This window comes from Acinetobacter sp. NS-4 (genome assembly GCF_037402435.1).
Taxonomy (GTDB): domain Bacteria; phylum Pseudomonadota; class Gammaproteobacteria; order Pseudomonadales; family Moraxellaceae; genus Acinetobacter.
Map to the genome: position 1 here is coordinate 30,540 of NZ_JBBEUE010000021.1, position 18,541 is coordinate 49,080.

The following is an 18,541-nucleotide window of genomic DNA, read 5'->3' on the forward strand; positions in this document are numbered from 1 at the left end:
GTTATTGCTCCAGATATTGAAGCGTTAAATTGTCGTGTAAAACAAAGCGGTTCAGTTGCCCAAGCTCTGCCGACATTTTTAGAATATTATCCAGCGGCTGATTCATTGCCAGACATTTTAACAGTTTAATCACACCGCCATGGGTGACCACCAGTACATGTTCAAATTGCTTATGCTGCATATAACTCTGAATCTGCTGTATAGCCTGATTGATTCGTGCATGAAACTGTTGCAGGGTTTCAGCATTTGGCGGGCTAAACTGGGAGGGGGTTTCCCAGAATTGCGCCAGTAATTCCGGCTGGCTTTCATAAATGCTTTGGGTGGTAAGTGCTTCCCAGTCACCAAAATGCATTTCCTGCAAATTGGTATCCAGGACCACTTCAAGTTTCAGTTTGAGTGCCAATTCATCTGCAAATACACGACAGCGTTGCAAAGGTGAACTGATTATAGCATCCCAAACCAAGGCCTTAGGATCTTGCTGTAACGCTTGCTCTACTGTCTGATGCATTTGTTGCCAGCCGGATTCGGTCAATGCATCATCTGTGGAACCCCGCAAAGTATGACTTAAACTGGTTTCACCATGACGAAGCAGATCAATGCGATACATGTTCATATCCTCAATGCAAATCCATTAAACCTTGTCGCCGATCACCGCCGCTTCAGCAAAAGTGGCCATATTGTTATGCAGGCTGCAGGCTAATTTGATGATTCCTAAAGCCGCACCGGCACCACTGCCTTCTCCCAAACGTAAATTTAGCTTGAGTAAGGGACTGGCATTCAGTTCCTGCAATAAACGCTGATGCCCGTATTCAGCCGATTGATGACCAAACAGCATCCATTCACGTACTGCCGGATTTAAACGTACCGCTACCAAAGCCGATGCCGTACTAATGAACCCGTCCACCACCATGGCCAGACCCAGTTGCGCACAACGAATATAGGCACCCACCATAGCTGCAACTTCCAGACCACCAACGGCGCATAGTGCCTTGAAAGCATCCTGACCGACATATTGCTGATGCAAAGCCAAAGCCTGATTAATCACATTTTTTTTATGATTGAGCTGTTCTGCACGAATGCCTGTACCCACACCGGTCAATTGCTCGGCAGGTTCATTCAGTAAAAAACAGGCGATCGCAGAAGCGGAACAGGTATTGCCAATGCCCATTTCCCCTGCTACATAAATAGATGCCCCATGAGCTACAGCCTGTTCCACACTTTTTGCACCCAGCATCATGGCTTCGGCACATTGCGCTTCGGTCATGGCCGGTTGTTTGGCGAAGTTGGCCGTGCCTGGAATAATGCAATGTCGTTCTACACCTGCATATTCATAAGCATCACCGACAGAGCCACAGTCAATGACTTGCAGTTTGGCATTGTATTCTTTGGCAATCACGCTGATACAGGCACCGCCACCAGTAAAGTTTTGCAGCATTTGCCGTGTTACCGCTTGCGGATAAGCCGAGATATTTTCTTCCATCACTCCATGGTCACCGGCAAAAATGCTGATCCAGGGATGGTCGATATTGGGACGAGGATTATTTTGCAAACTGGCCAGTTGAATCGCAACATTTTCCAGTTCGGAAAGTGAACCGGTCGGTTTGGTTAACTGTAATTGACGCTCTGCAGCCTGTAGTCTGGCTTCTGCACTTGGCGTTTTACACGCATCTAACCACCAGTTCATTATTTCTCTCCTTTTAAAATCATCGGGAAACCTGCTACACAAAAAGCCACCTTATCGGCAATCTGTCCAAGCTGTTGATGTAAACGGCCAGATTCATCCACAAATTTACGGCTGATCTCGCCTATGGGAACAACGCCCAATCCGGTTTCATTGCTCACTAAAATGATCTGCGATTGTAACTTAGGCAGCACATCAAGTAATTTTTGACATTCCATAACTTGCAGATTTGCATCTTCATGCATCAACAGATTGCTCATCCATAGCGTCAGGCAATCGACCAAGATCAGCTGATTCGGCGCATCGATTTGCTGCAATCGTTCAGCCAGTGAGTAAGGTTCTTCAATCAGCTGCCAGTGTTCAGGACGCTGGGTTTGATGATGGGCAATTCGCTGCTGCATTTCCGCATCTAAGGCTTGAGCTGTTGCAACATAGCTCACAGCCAGACCAGAATCTTTCGCGATTTGTTCAGCCAGACGACTTTTTCCGGAACGGGCACCGCCTAAAATAAGTTGGATCATGCATCACCCAATAAAAATTGATGGTACGGTGTTAATGGTCCCTGCAAAACCTGGGCATGATAAGTCCCAAAAGTTAATTGCCGGGTTTGAAATTCAAATTGCTGCTGTGAAATTTTTTCAATACGCTCAAAAACAGCATCACTATTCAAATTCTCTTTATATAAACCCAAAGTAATATGAGGACAATACTGGAGGGGGGCAATTTCGTCTGAACAGGTATAGAACTGTTGGCGTATCTCGGCCAAACCTCCATCAGTATCTTCAATTTCAATAAAAAGCGCACTTTCAAAACTATTTAAGTGACCCGTCTTTAATTTAAATAAAGATTTTTGTGCTGAGTTTAAAGTTTCAATCTGTTGTTGTAATTGCTGCTGGCTAAAATCGTCATCCCAAGCAGGCTTGTGGGCAGTCAAAAATCCGCAAATAAACAAGGTAATATGAAACTGGCGCGTATTGGGCGTATACAGTAGGTCGGAAAAGTGCTGACGCAGATGATGTAAATAATGCAGTAATTCAGGCTGCTGTATTTCCAGATACCAGAGTGAATAATCCATGCGCCCCTTATGCCACTCAGGATAATCCTGTGCAAGCGTGGGTACAACTGGCATAGAGGGTTTCAGAAACACGTAAAATTCACATTAAATTCAATCGGCTTATTTAACCATGAATTTTGCCAAATGAATCAAAGCTTTGGTTTAACAATATTCAGCTTATGCTGAAATTTATTCAGCTCGTCATGCAAAGCCTTATGCAAATGACTTTTTTATAGATCCAGCGCCATGAGAATTACTGTATACAGTTCATACTGATGAGCCTTTAACTATCTGCCATATCATTCTGATTTAACGATATTTTCTTTTTGTCCTGCGCAATAACTATCATAGAAAAATAAATCATCAAACCTAGCATTAATAACAGCAAAAAATAATAGGGATAACTCTTATGCCACTGATACAAGCCGGTACTCAAGATGGGGCCTAAAACAAAACTGAGGGCCTGGGTTGCGGTACACCAACTGGCGACTTTAGCTTGCATAGACTTCGGTGCATCTTTTGCCGCCCCCGTGGTAAATGCAGGAATTAAACACGCGACAGTAATCCCATAAAGAATATAAACCAACTGGAAAATACGGATATGTTCGGTCAGTACAGAAATGAGTAGTGCTGTGGTCAGGGACAAAATACCTACCCACAACAAACGATAGACTGACCATTGCAGATATCTGGAAATCAGGCTTTGCATGACCACCAGTGCAATACCCACAATTAAAGAACACTGGGAAAAATATACAGCGCCTTGCGCAATACTCATGTGAAAATGATCCTGGATATAAAAACCGGCAGTCAAATTCACAGTCACAATTGCCAGATATAAACTAAAGCCAAGCAGCAACCAGGCAGAACATTGATAAATGGAAAAATCTGAGTCTGTATTGACTGCATTTAGAATATGCTTCTGTTGAGCAGACTGAACCGTTCTGCTACGCTCAAATCCAAACACAATCACCAGACTAATCAAACTCAAAATGATCATCGCAGCCCATAATGGAGCCTGGATGCCCCACGCTAACAATAAAGTCGTTAAAAATGGGCCAACAATCACTCCTACACTATTTAACGCGCCAAATTTTGACATGGTCTGGCTGCGTTCTTGTTCCTCGACATAACGGGCATCACATAGGTTTGTAGCGCAATTTTCAGCATGGCCATAAATACACCCCCGTTCCTACACACGCCGCCATGAGCATGCCAAACAGGCTGATTAACGACACCTGAACCGATAGGCCATAGAGCAATACGGCAGTGAAAATACCCTAGGTAATGGTCATGCCAATAAAACCAAGGCTGAGCAACTGGTATATCGAAAATTTATTTTGATTTTTAGAAATATAAATGGCTGCTATCGCCATCAGTAATGCCCCACCCGAGACCATGGCACCGCCTTGCAGTTCCGACAGCTTTAACTGGCGAACCAGAGGTGCCAGCAAAGGTAAAATCATCGAAAAACTCGCCCCATTGGCCAGACTTGCTGCAATGAAGATTTTGTTATTTTTATCCATGCTTTATTTTTAATTCCCATTCGCGGTTTGTATTTATAAGAACCAGAGGCAACGCACACTAGCCCTTTCATGCTTTTTCAGAACGAAATTTAAGACTTCACGCTATAGCTCAGGCCATAAGTTCGGCCTTGGACAGCTAATACCAATGCAATAAATTGATTATAAAAAGATTTATATTGAGTATTTCAGATGCTGGAATACTCAATCGCAGGTTCCCGAAGCCCATTTTGGTATTGGCAATCACATCCATTGTGGCAAGCCCATTGTTTCAGTTTGCAGCCGAGCTATATTTAATCGTATCTTGCCGGGCTTTGTCAGTACCGCCAATCGCCAAAGCTTATACGCGCAAGATCATATTATTAAATTGTCCGGCTGCTAGATCTGGTCCCTTTAATGGCACGACACAAATTTCACCCAGTTCTTGCCAATCCACCCTGAGTATTTTTTATTGATTACGAGTATTAGCCAGTGTTCAACCCAACGTCCCGTCTGGCATGATTTTATAACTTACATACCTTTGATTTTATTTACCATTCACCAAAAATACCGCTAATATCTCACGTAGTACACTAGGCTCTACAATCGGTTAAATAAGAACCTTTCAAAAAACTTCTAAACTGCTATTGATGATCAATTAAATGATAATTTTCTCATTTAGCATTGAGAAGCTAATTAAACGTCTATAAAAAAGCCCTAAATTTCTTTAGGGCTGATTAGAAGCATTAAAGTTGATTTTTATACATCTAGCACATCTGCAAATTCTGCGCCCAAGACCTGTGCTAAATCTTGTGGTTTTACTCCTATATCCAGGCCTCTTTTGCCGCCACTGACATATATTTTTTGCAACTGCTGTGCTGAAGTATCGATGACCGTTTTTAAACGCTTTTTCTGTCCAACCGGGCTAATTCCCCCGACCAAATAGCCTGTCAAGCGTTCGGCATTTTTAGGATCGGCCATCTGCAACTTTTTACAGCCCACTGCCGCTGCCACTTTTTTTAAATTCAATTGGTGATTTACCGGTAACACAGCTACAAAATAGTTCTTATCATCAGTCACCAACAGCGTTTTAAATACTTCTTCAACACTTAGACTCAGTTTTTCGGCTGCTTCCAAACCGAAACTTTTAGCATTGGCATCGTGTTCATATTCATGGATAGAAAATTCAATTTTATTTGATTTTAAAACTTTGCAAGCAGGTGTCATTTTTCGATGATATTAAGAACGAGATAAGTAAATTATATGCCTTTTAGAAATTAATGTTTAGCATGCTTAGGCTATTTTTAGATTCATATTTATCTCTAATCAATCTATAAAAACACTGAAAATCGTTTTAAGACTTATATTTTAAAACCAAATTATAGATGTGGCTAAAACCTATGCCTAAACAAGTATTAAGTGCACTCCCTATTCTACTGTCGACCACACTCAGCATTTCTTTAAGAGTCTTGATGGTGATAGTTGGTCTCTTTCTTCCTTTAATCGATCTATCTTTAATCAGGATGCTTTTACTTAAAAAACTGGTTTTATCCAAGCAAGGTTCTATAGCTCACTACTTAGGTTTAAATCAGACCGCTTGTAAGTATGATGTTGGAGTTTAAAAGTAAATGACTGATGGTAAAAAGCGTGGACATTGCATCCACGCTTTTTTAATTAAATTGAGATTAATGTGCCAAGTTTCTGAAAATGAGTTTCAAACTATCTAGCATTTTTTCAATTTGTAATGGCGTTAAACCTTCAAAAGATTGATCTAGAACAATGTGACTAAGATCATTAATTTTTTGCACCATTTGCTCACCCAAATGAGTTAAAATGACCCGGGTAATTCGTGCGTCATCTTCACAACAATAAGTACGCACTAAGCCTTCATCTTTCAGACGGTAAATAATTTTCGTAGTGGTCGACATCTTGAAAATCAACATATCGGATAAATCGGACACACTCGCGTTGGGTTTGGATTTTAAAGCCAGTAAAATACGACGACGAGAATTATCTAGACCATATTTTTTTAACGCATGATCCACATTCTGCACATATTGAGAATGTACTTGAGTAATCCAGTAGTATGGAAAATTATCCAGGTTAAACTCAGATGCTGCAGAAAAAAATTTGCTGTATTTAGTTGACATGGTTAAAAACCTCTAATTTATTGTTGTAATTGAAATTATTTTTAAGCATCAGATACTATTCGAAACGGCTTGTTTTAGCAATATATATTAAATTATTTTTATCGCTTATTGAGATTTTGAGCTTCTTATAAATTAAACAGAAAATCTACAAAATATATTCAATGTTGTCTAACAAAATTCGTATAAAATAAAAAAACCGGCGTCCTGCCGGGTTTTTTCATACTTGTCAGCTAAGTATGACTCCTGTCGTACCTCACATTTCTGGTGTAAGAATTATTTTTATTTAACCTGGATCCTGTTTATTTAGGTATCCCATTTTTACTTGGCTTTTTAACTCGATTGATCTTGGTCAAAACAAAGGGATTAGTTTGGTATCAAACGCGCTTTATTGCCAAGATTAGTCCGCTTAGCCTTTTTGCCTTGTTACTTACAATGGTCGCCATGTTTAGCTTTAAGGGAGGTGCTATAGTCAGTTTGCCACTAGACATGCTTAGAATCGCAATGCCTTTAACTATTTATTTTTTAGTGATGTTCTTTATTAGTTTCTTTATGAGTAAGTGGATGGGGAATGATTATCCAAAAACTGCTGCAATTTCTTTTACGGCAGCAGGCAATAATTTTGAATTAGCTTTAGCCGTGGTAATTGCAACCTTCGGATTGGCCTCACCTGTTGCTTTTACGACAGTTATTGGTCCATTGGTTGAAGTACCTGTTTTAATTGCTTTAGTGAGCGTTTCGCTGTGGTTAAGAAAAAGATTTTTAAACAAGTGTAAATCAAAATAATATTGGTTTGATTTAAAATCAACCTAATACAGCCGATACCAAATTAACTATACAAATTTATTAGAATCAATAAATTGAAATCACCAAAAGCCCTGCTTGAACAGCCAGGCTTTTTTAAATAATGTTTCGTATTTCACACCTATTCTTTCAATCCATCTTAACTTTGTAGAGACAAACCAAACTTCTTGAATATGCTCGCACGGCGTTTTGGATGAATATTAGCTTTGCTTAAATCGCCTTTATAATGATCAAATACGCGTTTATCCATCATTTTGAACCAGAGCGATGGAATCATTGCTGGCAAGAGCATGGTCGCGTAACCACTAGGCAATTCAGGCGCTTCATCAAAATGGCGTAAGGCCTGAAATGGTCGTGTCGGATAGGCATGATGGTCGGAATGACGCTGCAACTGGTATAAAAACAAGTTGGTGGTAATATTGTTATTGTTCCAGCTATGCTCCGGCATGGTACGCACATAAGTCCCATCTGGTTTTTTATCGCGCATTAAACCGTAATGTTCAATGTAGTTAATAATTTCAAATAAGCTCACCCCATAAAAAGCCTGCGTGGCTAAATAAGGCAGTACCTCTTTACCAAATAACTTCAGCATGATGGCATGAAAACCAGCACTCATTGCCCAACCTTGAAACAGCTCATTTTCCGCACTAAAGAAAGATAATCCTTTGCGTTTTAAACGGTTTTTTTCAATTTCAATGGCCGACTTGATGCCGCCAAACACCGTTCTTGGCCAGAATTCATAGAAACTTTCCCCCATTTTTGAAGATGCCGGATCTTCAGGGGTTGCCGCACGCTTATGGTGTCCATAAGGATGTTCAACACGAAAATGATTATAAAACAGCGGCATTAATGTAGCATGAGCAAGATAATGATCTTTCTTATGCGGTCTATGTGACAGCTCATGTGCTGTATTCACGCCCACACCATTAATCGCCCCCATGGAAATTCCCAACAGGATCTGATCGACAAAAGAAGTTTCTTTACTGCTCACTACATAACCGGCAAAAAGATTGGCAGCCATTTGTAAAGGAATGAATAATTTTACAATGCGGTCATAATAAGGATCTGCCACCAGCGATTTAATTTCGTCATCATTGGGATTATTATTGTCATTGCCCACCAACGCATCAATACTGGGAATAATCACGTGCAGCAATAAAGGGCCACCCAAGGCAAATATTTTTTTCGTAGCTTTAGGGCCAAACTGGTAACCAGCCAAAATTCCCATGCCAATCACTGGTAAACCCGGGCTCAGCAGCCACCAATAACGTTTTTTATCGAGTGCCAGACCTGAAGCAGTTTGCATGGTTAAAGTTGTTTTTTGATCAATTTGTACTGGTGCATTCATGCTCGCGATCTTCCTTATTTTCTGTTCTCCCTTTATATTTCTAGAAATGCAGCATCAAGAACAGTTGTAAACGTCCAAAAAACCTATGCAAACGTTCTTGGCGTAAATAGCCCAAATTTGTCCTATAAACACATGCTGCAATAAATTCAGGCTTTTTATAATTTTTAATCAAGATGAAGACAGAAACATAAGACATGGATGCCTTAAGTAAAATTTTTGATGATATTCATCTAAATAAATCTGAATATATTTATTTAAAACCGCAAGGTCACTGGGCCTATGTTTATCAGGAACAGGATGCCATGATTGGCTATGTGGTTCTGGTGGGCACGCTCAACATACAATTTGAATCGCAAAAAATGCTGCAACTGGAAGCGGGAGATTTGATCTTGATCCCTTCGGGACAAACCCATAGCTGCCACAGTAATGATAAAAAAAATTTAATTGAAGTAATTAATATTACAGGGCTTTTTGATGAAAAAAGGCAAGAAACCATTGAATTTGGCAGTGAGAGTAGTGGTGAACCTGCGCTGATTTTGGCCATCCGTTGTCATATCGATACTATTATGGCCCGGCCTTTACTGAATGCCCTGCCCGACTATATCCATATTCAGCATATTACCGGCAGTACCGCGCCTGAATGGCTGCAAATAGGCCTACATTTTTTGGCCGTGGAAGCCTATCAGCTGCGTCCGGGTCGTGACAAAATTCTCGACCATCTGGTGAGTATTCTTTTTATTGAATGTGTACGCGATTATATTGCCCGGTTACAGGACTCAAATAACTGGCTGCGAGCACTTTCCCATACCGAACTGGCCAATGCGCTGGCAGCCATTCATGGCAAACCTGAACAGCCCTGGACCGTTGAAAGTCTGGCCGAACAATGCTGTATGTCGCGCTCCAAATTTGCAACTTTATTTAGCACGATTGTTGGTGAAACACCGCTGGCTTATTTACAGCAATACCGCTTCCGTTTGGCATCGCAGCATTTGCGTGAAGGGCAACTATCTATCCAGCAAATTGCCCATCGTGTCGGATATTCTTCCGAAACAGCCTTTAGTCAAACCTTTAAACGACTGTTTAATCTAACTCCGAGCCAATATCGGCAGCAATTCCAGTAAATTATGCCTGATCAGCGACTGCATTCAAGGTATTCAGAATCGCCTGAACCGGATCTTCACTATTGCCTGCCAGCAGCTGCTTGTGCATGGTGATGTGCTGCATGGCCTGAATCTGTGCAGTCTCCCTGTTCATCAGTTTTTCAATTTCAGCCGCCAGATTTTCTGGGGTAGCATCATGCTGAATCAGTTCCCGAATGACTTTTTTTCCAGCAATAATATTCGGCAAGGAATAATACGGAATCTTGATCAGCAATTTAACCAGATGATAAGTCAGCCAGTTCAATTTATAGAAAGTAACCATAGGACGATGTAACAGCATCGCTTCCAGTGTGGCAGTTCCTGAAGCCAATGCCACAATATTGGAAGCATTCATCACTTGACGGCCAATTTTGGATTCCGTATCGGTATTTTCCAGCAAACACACTTTAGCCACAAAATCTGCCGGATATTGTTGCAGCAATGTCTCAATCTGCTGCTTGCGTGCATCATTAATCGCAGGAATTAAAAACACATATTCAGGATGCTTTTGACTGATGATTTGCGCTGCATCCAGCACCAAAGGGCCGAGACGTTCAACTTCACCACGGCGGCTTCCCGGTAACAGTGCAATATGTTTTTGTTCTACATTTAAGCCCAGCTCTTGCTTGGCTTCAATCAATGGATTTTGCAAAGGCAATTGACTGGCCAATGGATGCCCGACAAAAGCTGCGGGCACATCAAACTTTTTATAAAAGGTTTTTTCAAACGGAAATAAACACAACACTAGATCGATACTGGCTTTAATGCCATGCACCCGTCCCTGACGCCAAGCCCACACCGAAGGACTGACATATTGCACGGTTTTAATCGGCAGATTTTTCTGCTTTAAACTTTTAGATAAACGTAAATTAAAGTCTGGTGCATCTATACCGACAAAGACGTCGACTGGATCTTTGCTCCAGGTTTCAAGCAGTCCATCACGCACGGCAAAGAGTTTTTTAAGATCTTTAAGCACTTCCACAATGCCCATGACCGATAAAATATCCATCGGATAATAGCTTTTGAAACCTTCAGCAATCATCTGCGGACCACCGATGCCTTCAAATTCAGCATCAATGCCTTGCTCTCGAAAACGGCGGATGAGTTTAGCGCCCAGTGTATCTCCAGACACTTCCCCGACAACGATACCGATTTTAAGCTTCCGATTTTGCAAGACTTTTATCCTCTTTATGCCGTATATTTTGCAGTTGGGTCTATTTTAACATAGGCCTTTCAATTTAATTGATCAGCCACTAAGCTTTTAAAATAATTCAAAACAAGCGTTGTTTTATAAAATATCTATGTTGGGTTTAATTCAGCAATAACTTCACACAGAAGTCATTCAGCCACTACAAGCTACTTGGCAATAGTGGCGTAACCATTCTGCCTGGGCAATTATTATATCCATACTCATCCATATTGTATTATTTATTGTCTTTCCAAGCGTGTGGCTTTCTTCTCCTCCCAAAACGGTCCATCTCAAAATGGTTCATCTGAATCATCCCACTGCTTATGTACAGCACGGGCGATTATCACAGATTATTTTCAAACAACAACAGAAAATATGGCTTGCCAATTGTGCATTTATGCACGTAGCACTTCAGACTATTTGCCAGCAAAATCCTAATAAAACACAATTCAATGTGGTGCACGCCAATCTTCAACTCTTCACCCGTTCAACATGGAATTATGGCTAGAGTAAAAAACAGGTTTTTGTGCAAACCCTTATCATTCTGGATGCTAAAACTTCCAATACGATGCAATTATCTAACCCATGGCAGCAGTATTTGTAGCAATGGCAAAGCGTAATATCTTTGCCCATTTATTTACTTAGATTCTTTATTTTATGCAATTTTTTAGGTTTAACCCTCTTATTCCTCCAAAATTTCAGGCTAAAACCACAAAACTTATAAAACACTTTTCATCTTTATCTTTTTTTAGAATAAGCAAATCAATAATCAAGACAACGTCTTATATTGAAAAGTCATAACATATGCAGGTTTTTTGATATTTGGCATATATAACCATGTTTGGTTCAATTGAATATATTTTAGCGGGTGTTCTGGTTGGTTTCTGCGTCGGGATCACAGGTGTTGGCGGCGGTTCATTAATGACCCCGATCCTGATCAGTCTCTTTAAGATCGAACCGCACATCGCAATTGGAACAGACTTGCTTTATGCCGCCATTTCAAAATTTTGCGGTTCTATGGTTCACGCCAAAAAAATGAATATTGTCTGGCCGATTGTGATCTGGCTTGCTGTAGGCAGTATTCCGGCTTCATTTGCCACGCACTGGGTTTTAGAAAATTACCTCAGTCAATCTAGCAGCTATAAATCTGTTTTGACCATGGTGCTCGGTTTTATGCTGACCCTGACCGGTGTTTCCATCATGTTCCGCGGGCACATTGAACGCTTCTTTACCAAGTTCCGTAAAGATGAAGCTCTGGATATGACCCAGGATTTAGAAAAGGTTAATTTTCAAGCGAAAAACAAACGTGCTTATATTGTGATTATGGGCATTATATTGGGTGTATTCGTAACCTTATCTTCAGTGGGTGCTGGTGCATTTGGAATCATGGCATTGGTTTTAATGTTTCCTAATTTACCCATGATCCGAATTATTGGTTCAGATGTGGTCCATGCGGTACTTTTGACTTTAGTCGCAGGTCTTGGACACATGAGTTCCGGTAATGTAGATTTACATTTACTCGGTTGGTTACTGGTCGGTTCAATTCCTGCCATTGTAGTTGGAACTTTAATCAGTTCTCGCTTGCCAGAAAAAATTATCCGTAAGATTCTCGGTATTACCCTATTCGCATTAGGCATGAATTTCATGCTTCATCCGGTAAAAGCAAAACCTGTTGAAAAACCTGCAACTACTATGATTTTAACTGCTGAAAAATCAACCAATGGTTAAACTATCTATGCGATTAATCGGTTTTTTTCACGGATTTATTGGTGTTTTGTATAGCAACTCACTGCTGAAATCGTGTTATATTCAGGCTACTAAAAATACTCTTGTATGATCAAACCAGTGACGGCAATGAATACACTACAGTCAAAACCTATTACACAATCTGACATCGATGACGTGAATGTACAAAGCATTCAGCCTCTTGTAACTCCAGCTGAATTAAAAAAAGAGTTGCCTTTGACTGAACAGGCTTATCAAACCGTCCTGAAAGGTCGTGAAACGATTCGCAATATTCTGGATGGTAAAGATAACCGTCTATTTGTAGTGATTGGTCCTTGTTCAATTCATGACACTGTGGCTGCTCATGAGTATGCTGATCGTCTCAAAGTTTTAAGCGAAAAAGTTAAAGATAGCCTATATATCGTGATGCGTGTTTATTTTGAAAAACCGCGTACCACTGTAGGCTGGAAAGGTTTAATCAATGACCCAGACATGAATGACTCTTTCAACATTGAAAAAGGTCTTCGTATTGGCCGTCAGCTTTTGGTTGAATTGAATGAAAAAGGATTGCCATGTGCCACTGAAGCGCTCGATCCAAACTCGCCACAATATTATCAAGATCTGATTTCATGGTCAGCAATTGGCGCACGTACCACCGAAAGCCAGACGCATCGTGAAATGTCTTCAGGTTTATCTTCACCTGTAGGTTTCAAAAATGGTACTGATGGCGGCCTAACCGTTGCAACCAATGCCATGCAATCGGTTAAACATGGTCACAGCTTCCTTGGTCTGAATGACCAGGGTCAGGTTTCTGTGATTCGTACCAGTGGTAACCCATACGCACACGTAGTGCTTCGTGGCGGTAACGGCAAACCGAACTACGATGCAGGTTCTGTTGCAGAAGCTGAAAATGCTTTAGCCAAAGCCAAAGTCAGCAACAAAATCATGATTGATGCCAGCCATGCCAATTCCAACAAAGACCCGTACTTGCAACCGCTGGTCTTGAAAAATATCACTGAACAGATTCAGGATGGCAATAAGTCTATTGTCGGTATTATGGTAGAAAGTCATCTTAAAGGTGGTCGCCAAGACATTCCTGAAAATCTGGATGATCTTGAATACGGCAAATCAGTGACTGATGGCTGTATCGATTGGGAAACTACAGAAAAAGCCCTACTCGACATGCACGAAGCATTGAAAGACATTTTGCCGAATCGCTAAGAGCTAAAACGCCATCTAAACAGATGGCGTTTCTACTTTAACCTTAGGAAAAATTTTATCTTATGAATGAAATTGAAAATGCACTCAGTCATATCGAAAATTTCCAGTTTATTCACGAACACCTATTCACTTCTGCTCAGCCTACAGCGGAACAGTTAAAGCTGATTAAAGAATACGGCGTGACTAGCATTGTGAATCTGGGATTATCCGATGCAGCGCAGCATTTAGATCATGAAGATAAAATTTGTCTGGATTTGGGCTTAAATTATATTCAGCTGCCCCTTTCTCCAGAAACCCCTTCAGATGATCAATGCTTACTGGCATTAGATATGCTAGATCATTTGGTACAGGAACAGATGGTGTGGGTGCACTGCGCCACCAATTACCATGTCAGCAGTTTGATGTATTTATATCGTCAATATTATATGGATATGGACATGCCCACTGCGCAAGAGCTGATGCACAGTATTTGGGAACCAAATGAAACATGGACAGGTCTCATTCATGCAGTAGCCCTACAACTTCAAGGCCGTAAAGCTACCAAAGAATTACAACAGTCGTTGATCCATCCCGATCATTTTGCCTGATGTGAAATCAGCACCGTTGCCATCGATAGAATTCCTTCCTGACGTCCGGTAAAGCCTAATTTTTCTGTAGTTGTGGCTTTAACGCTAATTTGTGTGACATGTACATCCAGAACATCTGCAATACTTTGACGCATTTCTAAATTATGTTTCGCCAATTTTGGGCGTTCACAGGCGACTGTAATATCGGCATTATTTAACACATAACCCCGGTCTAAAATCAGCTGGTAAACATGTTTCAGCAATACCCGGCTGTCTGCACCTTTAAATTTTGCATCGGTATCGGGAAAATGCTGTCCGATATCGCCCAGAGCCAAAGCCCCCAATAATGCATCACATAGTGCATGCAACACCACATCACCATCCGAATGTGCTTTTAAGCCATGCGTATGAGGAATCTTAACACCCGCCAAAGTAACAAAATCACCTTCTTCAAAGGCGTGTACATCCATTCCCTGACCAATTCGAATTTGTGCGACCACGTTAAGCATCCTTAAGAAATAAATGATTGAGATGTTGTATTCACGCTTTCTATTTCGCTATAGTTACAGCAGCGCAACATAGTGAAATTATAAGCGATCATGCTGGTGAATACCGATATTAATCTCATTAAAACATTAGGCACATTATTCAGTATTGGCTGTTTGTGCTCAACCATGGTATATGCTCAAGACATTGACTGTACACAGCCCGATACAGTCTCAATGAAAAATATTTGCGCTGACAATTTTGCAAAATCGCGAGAAAAACTCTCTAATCACTATATCACGGCTTTTTTGGTCAGCGATGCGCCGGTACATTTACTCGAAGATACACACCATTTATGGTTTAAGCGCTTACAGCAATGTAAAAGCCTGGACTGTTATAAGCAGCAATTTGAAATACGCATTGAAGATCTGAATTTTTATACTTCATTGAACCAGACTTTGACCAATCACTATTTAAAATTTGAAAATGGTCAATTTGCTCATCAACCGGTACATTTACAGGTACATCAACTGACCAAAGATAAAATTAAAATTGAGGGCGTGGCCTACCGTAACCCGAACAATAAATTAGAAACGCAAACGATTCCTTTTTTAGCCTATACCACAGCTGATCAAAAAAGCGAGATTGTGGATAACGAACACGATTGCAAATACCATTTCGATTTTAATAAGGCAATTTTATCGGTTACAACCAAACAAAAAGGCTGTGAACGGTTTGCAGGTATATACCGGCTTTATGATTGAAGATATCGGTTCTTTTGAATTTAGAAAAAAGACTCATCAATATTGATATAACAAATCAAATGATTTAAGAGCCTCTGCTGGCGCGCTATGGTTTGCCATGAGGGATTCAGATAATAATATTGCTGAACATTTAAAATTAGGCAGTGGCTTTTCTATGGGGATCGCTTGTTATCCTGTTTTTCCCATGTTATGTGGACTTTCATTAGAGGTTCTTTACAAAGCTATCTGTGTGAGAAAAGATATAAAATTTAAATCCACTCACAACTTAATCATTCTTGCAAAAGATGCACAAATAGATATTACTGATGAAGAATCTAAATTTTTAAAATTTTTTACTGAATCCATTATTTGGAATGGTAAATATCCAGTTTCATCCGATAAACAAAAACATGAATACGATAAATTAACAGAGCTTCACTATGATCTCCTATTTGATAAAATCAAAATTGGTTCTTTAGATGGCTATACGCCAAACGGTAAACTTAACTGGGAAAATTTTAATAATATTTGGCTTAAAGGTTCTTATAATTATCATTTTTAGATCTCACAGAATTTAATTAACCAAAATAGATAGAATCATAAAAAGCATGAAGTATGAACTTCATGCTTTTTTAATAACTCAAACAGGATGCTGCGAAGCGATTTGCTGACTAATCATCACCGCAGTTGCGGCAGATAAAGTCCAGCCTAAATGACCATGACCGGTATTATAAAAAACCCGTTCACGGCGACCCCGACTGACCATCGGCATCATGTTGGGCATCATCGGACGTAAACCTGCCCAAGGAACCACATCTTCAGTGGTAATATCAAAGTTCTTGTTCACCCAGTCAGTCAATGGCTGAATACGGTCAGCACGAATATCACGATTATAACCATTAAATTCGGCCGTTCCGGCAACACGCAAACGATCCGCACCTAAACGTGAGGAAACGATTTTAGCACTCTCATCCAGCAAGCTGACCCAAGGCGCATTTTTGACACTATCTTCATCATTTAGATTCAGGGTAATAGAATAGCCTTTCACTGGATAAACATTGACCCGATCACCCAGTAAATTTGCCAAGTGATAACTTCCCACGCCACCACAAACTACCACGGCATCAGCTTCCAGCGACTCCACCACAGCTGCATCTAGGTGCATATTTTCATTGCTGGCATGGTAAAGCACAGTGACACCTTTTTTATGGTGTTTTACATCCGTGACTTCCATACCAAACAGGTATTTTACTCCATACTTTTCAGAGGCTTCAGCCAAACCTTTGGTGAATTTATGGATATCGCCAGTCGCGTCTCCAGGGCAATAAAACCCGCCATAATATTCACCTTTCAAACTTGGCTCTATGTTTTTGATTTCTGCAGGAGTAACCGCCATTCTTTCCAGTCCACCCTTAGTCAGCAGGTCATTCACTTTGGTGGCGATCTCATAATCTAATTTGGTGTGGTAAAAATGCAAAATGCCGCGTTTTTCCAGATTGAACTGAATATTTTCTTTTTCAGCAACTGCAAATAAGCGCTCACGCGCTAAAAGTGCCATTTTAACGGTATCACGAGTATTGGTTTCATAATGTTTAATATTGCCCAGAAACTCCATTAACCAGCCATATTTATGCAGATCAAAAGATGGGTTGAGTAATAATGGTGCATTTTTATTGGACATCCACTTGATACCTTTCAGTACGGTGGCTTTTTGATTCCAAACCTCTGCGTTACAGGCGGAAAGTTGTCCGCCATTGGCAAATGAAGTTTCCATGGCAGGATACAAATGCTTATCCAAAACCGTGACTTTATAGCCTAAATTGGCAAGTTCGTAGGCAGTAGTAACACCAGTAATGCCTGATCCAATCACAACAATATGACACATAGCACACTCCTTGGAAATGTAGATCTACATTTCTATGCGCCCCATCTGTCATGGTTACCTGAGAGCTTCGATCATGACGCTAAAATTTTAACGCTGACCATCCCCTTCGGTGAGCATATTGGCTGAATATGCTTCTCTCCAGATTTTTGAAATTATTACAGTCCTTTTGCCTGAGAGTTTCCGGGGTCGTTGCTCCTTCGGCGTGTTCACAGAAGAACATCTCTCCTGCAATAATTTTCTTATATTAATATGAGCAATTTTTATACCATGCGCGAGCACTAAATTCATTTATTTGTTAAGCACAGTTATAGCAATATAAATAAATATTTTTTTTAATTACTTAAAATTATAACCAGTTTAATTCAATGGTATAGCTTAGGCTATTATTTTAAGGTTATGTACTGTTTTGAGTGCTTAACTTATACCACTCAGCACCGGCTTTGACATCTGTTGTAATTGCAAATCAATCAATAGTTGTCCTACATTGGCATGAAGGGGATAAGGGTCGGTATGCTGCGTTTTAGCATAGCCACACCGTGCATAATATTGAATCAGCTCTGTTCTGCTATCCAGCACCCACATTTCATAATGACTTAATGTAGGACAGCGTTCTACTGCCATTTTCTCGGCATAATTTAAAACCTGTTTTCCTATGCCCTTATTCTGCCAATGTGAATCTACACAAAACGTTCCAATTTCTACGTGATCTGCTTGGAATGTTAAGCCTATACATGCCACCAAATGTGTTTGAAAATCTTCAGTAGCTTCTGCTATAAATAGATAAAAATTCTCTTGTGCTAAGGTTTTCTGCAGTTGCTGGGCATTAATCCGATCTCCAGCAACAATATTCTGTTCACTCGTCCAGCTATTACCGCTATCTGTACGATAGGCCTGATTGATCAATGGAACAAGAGTTTCAACATCATTGGCATTTGCCAGTCTATATTTTAATGCTTTCATTTTTTCTAAAAATTTCTGTTTCAGAGAAATTACCACAAATAATAGATAATAGATAAAAAATCAGGCAATAAAAAAACCAGACTTGGTGTCT

The 18,541-nt window shown here is 40.3% G+C and carries 19 protein-coding genes, 1 pseudogene and 1 riboswitch; of the genes and pseudogenes, 7 read left to right on the forward strand and 13 right to left on the reverse strand.

The window, feature by feature from the left end; genetic code table 11:
- Position 1 precedes the first annotated feature (1 nt).
- The 8 genes from WAE57_RS13955 to WAE57_RS13990 all read right to left on the reverse strand — a co-directional run bounded on the left by WAE57_RS13955 (position 2) and on the right by WAE57_RS13990 (position 6,387).
- Positions 2-613, reverse strand: coding sequence for a histidine phosphatase family protein (locus WAE57_RS13955; RefSeq protein WP_337711040.1), 612 nt, complete (start codon positions 611-613; stop codon positions 2-4).
- A gap of 18 nt (positions 614-631) precedes the next feature.
- Positions 632-1,684: a nicotinate-nucleotide--dimethylbenzimidazole phosphoribosyltransferase gene (gene cobT / locus WAE57_RS13960; protein WP_337711041.1), complete on the reverse strand. Its 1,053-nt coding sequence runs from the start codon at positions 1,682-1,684 to the stop codon at positions 632-634.
- A complete protein-coding gene (gene cobU, locus WAE57_RS13965; RefSeq protein WP_337711042.1) occupies positions 1,684-2,202 on the reverse strand; it encodes a bifunctional adenosylcobinamide kinase/adenosylcobinamide-phosphate guanylyltransferase in 519 nt (172 codons plus the stop codon). The genes cobT and cobU overlap by 1 nt, the downstream gene beginning before the upstream one ends.
- The gene (locus tag WAE57_RS13970) at positions 2,199-2,810 is read right to left on the reverse strand and encodes a 2'-5' RNA ligase family protein (protein WP_337711043.1); all 612 of its coding nucleotides are present in this window, start codon (positions 2,808-2,810) and stop codon (positions 2,199-2,201) included. Before WAE57_RS13970 ends, cobU begins: the two co-directional genes overlap by 4 nt.
- Before the next feature lie 208 nt (positions 2,811-3,018).
- Positions 3,019-3,837: an MFS transporter gene (locus tag WAE57_RS13975; RefSeq protein WP_337711044.1), complete on the reverse strand. Its 819-nt coding sequence runs from the start codon at positions 3,835-3,837 to the stop codon at positions 3,019-3,021.
- A gap of 178 nt (positions 3,838-4,015) precedes the next feature.
- Positions 4,016-4,261, reverse strand: coding sequence for a hypothetical protein (locus WAE57_RS13980; protein WP_337711045.1), 246 nt, complete (start codon positions 4,259-4,261; stop codon positions 4,016-4,018).
- 735 nt (positions 4,262-4,996) lie between these two features.
- Positions 4,997-5,464, reverse strand: coding sequence for a Cys-tRNA(Pro) deacylase (ybaK, locus tag WAE57_RS13985; protein WP_337711046.1), 468 nt, complete (start codon positions 5,462-5,464; stop codon positions 4,997-4,999).
- 458 nt (positions 5,465-5,922) lie between these two features.
- On the reverse strand, positions 5,923-6,387 hold the full coding sequence (locus WAE57_RS13990; protein WP_337711047.1) for a MarR family transcriptional regulator: 465 nt from the start codon (positions 6,385-6,387) through the stop codon (positions 5,923-5,925).
- A gap of 297 nt (positions 6,388-6,684) precedes the next feature.
- Here WAE57_RS13990 and WAE57_RS13995 point away from each other — a divergent pair.
- Positions 6,685-7,170: pseudogene (locus WAE57_RS13995) on the forward strand (arsenical-resistance protein); the annotation flags it as partial.
- Between the two features lie 157 nt (positions 7,171-7,327).
- On the opposite strand, the gene WAE57_RS14000 reads toward WAE57_RS13995, so the two are convergent.
- Positions 7,328-8,536 (reverse strand): alkane 1-monooxygenase, encoded by a 1,209-nt coding sequence (locus tag WAE57_RS14000; protein WP_337711048.1) that lies wholly within the window; start codon positions 8,534-8,536, stop codon positions 7,328-7,330.
- A gap of 194 nt (positions 8,537-8,730) precedes the next feature.
- On the opposite strand from WAE57_RS14000, the gene WAE57_RS14005 reads away from it, so the two are divergent.
- On the forward strand, positions 8,731-9,657 hold the full coding sequence (locus WAE57_RS14005; protein ID WP_237787311.1) for an AraC family transcriptional regulator: 927 nt from the start codon (positions 8,731-8,733) through the stop codon (positions 9,655-9,657).
- Position 9,658: 1 nt separating this feature from the next.
- Here the strand turns inward: WAE57_RS14005 and lpxB are convergent, their stop codons facing one another.
- A complete protein-coding gene (gene lpxB, locus WAE57_RS14010) occupies positions 9,659-10,849 on the reverse strand; it encodes a lipid-A-disaccharide synthase (protein ID WP_237787310.1) in 1,191 nt (396 codons plus the stop codon).
- An 852-nt stretch (positions 10,850-11,701) separates the two neighbouring features.
- On the opposite strand from lpxB, the gene WAE57_RS14015 reads away from it, so the two are divergent.
- From WAE57_RS14015 to WAE57_RS14025, 3 genes are all read left to right on the forward strand, one after another.
- On the forward strand, positions 11,702-12,592 hold the full coding sequence (locus WAE57_RS14015; protein WP_337711064.1) for a sulfite exporter TauE/SafE family protein: 891 nt from the start codon (positions 11,702-11,704) through the stop codon (positions 12,590-12,592).
- 126 nt (positions 12,593-12,718) lie between these two features.
- Entirely contained in the window at positions 12,719-13,810 is a 1,092-nt protein-coding gene (locus WAE57_RS14020; RefSeq protein WP_237787308.1) for a 3-deoxy-7-phosphoheptulonate synthase, read from the forward strand.
- A 62-nt stretch (positions 13,811-13,872) separates the two neighbouring features.
- Positions 13,873-14,397, forward strand: coding sequence for a protein tyrosine phosphatase family protein (locus WAE57_RS14025; protein ID WP_237787307.1), 525 nt, complete (start codon positions 13,873-13,875; stop codon positions 14,395-14,397).
- On the opposite strand, the gene ispF is transcribed toward WAE57_RS14025, so the two are convergent.
- Positions 14,385-14,876: a 2-C-methyl-D-erythritol 2,4-cyclodiphosphate synthase gene (gene ispF, locus WAE57_RS14030; RefSeq protein ID WP_337711050.1), complete on the reverse strand. Its 492-nt coding sequence runs from the start codon at positions 14,874-14,876 to the stop codon at positions 14,385-14,387. The genes WAE57_RS14025 and ispF overlap by 13 nt on opposite strands.
- A gap of 99 nt (positions 14,877-14,975) precedes the next feature.
- Here ispF and WAE57_RS14035 point away from each other — a divergent pair, with 99 nt between their 5' ends.
- On the forward strand, positions 14,976-15,626 hold the full coding sequence (locus WAE57_RS14035; RefSeq protein WP_337711051.1) for a hypothetical protein: 651 nt from the start codon (positions 14,976-14,978) through the stop codon (positions 15,624-15,626).
- Between the two features lie 97 nt (positions 15,627-15,723).
- Positions 15,724-16,167 (forward strand): hypothetical protein, encoded by a 444-nt coding sequence (locus WAE57_RS14040; RefSeq protein ID WP_337711052.1) that lies wholly within the window; start codon positions 15,724-15,726, stop codon positions 16,165-16,167.
- 78 nt (positions 16,168-16,245) lie between these two features.
- On the opposite strand, the gene WAE57_RS14045 is transcribed toward WAE57_RS14040, so the two are convergent.
- Positions 16,246-17,490, reverse strand: coding sequence for a D-amino acid dehydrogenase (locus WAE57_RS14045; protein ID WP_337711053.1), 1,245 nt, complete (start codon positions 17,488-17,490; stop codon positions 16,246-16,248).
- A 148-nt stretch (positions 17,491-17,638) separates the two neighbouring features.
- Positions 17,639-17,728: riboswitch (glycine riboswitch) on the reverse strand.
- Between the two features lie 176 nt (positions 17,729-17,904).
- Positions 17,905-18,450 (reverse strand): GNAT family N-acetyltransferase, encoded by a 546-nt coding sequence (locus WAE57_RS14050; RefSeq protein WP_337711054.1) that lies wholly within the window; start codon positions 18,448-18,450, stop codon positions 17,905-17,907.
- Between the last annotated feature and the right edge of the window lie 91 nt (positions 18,451-18,541).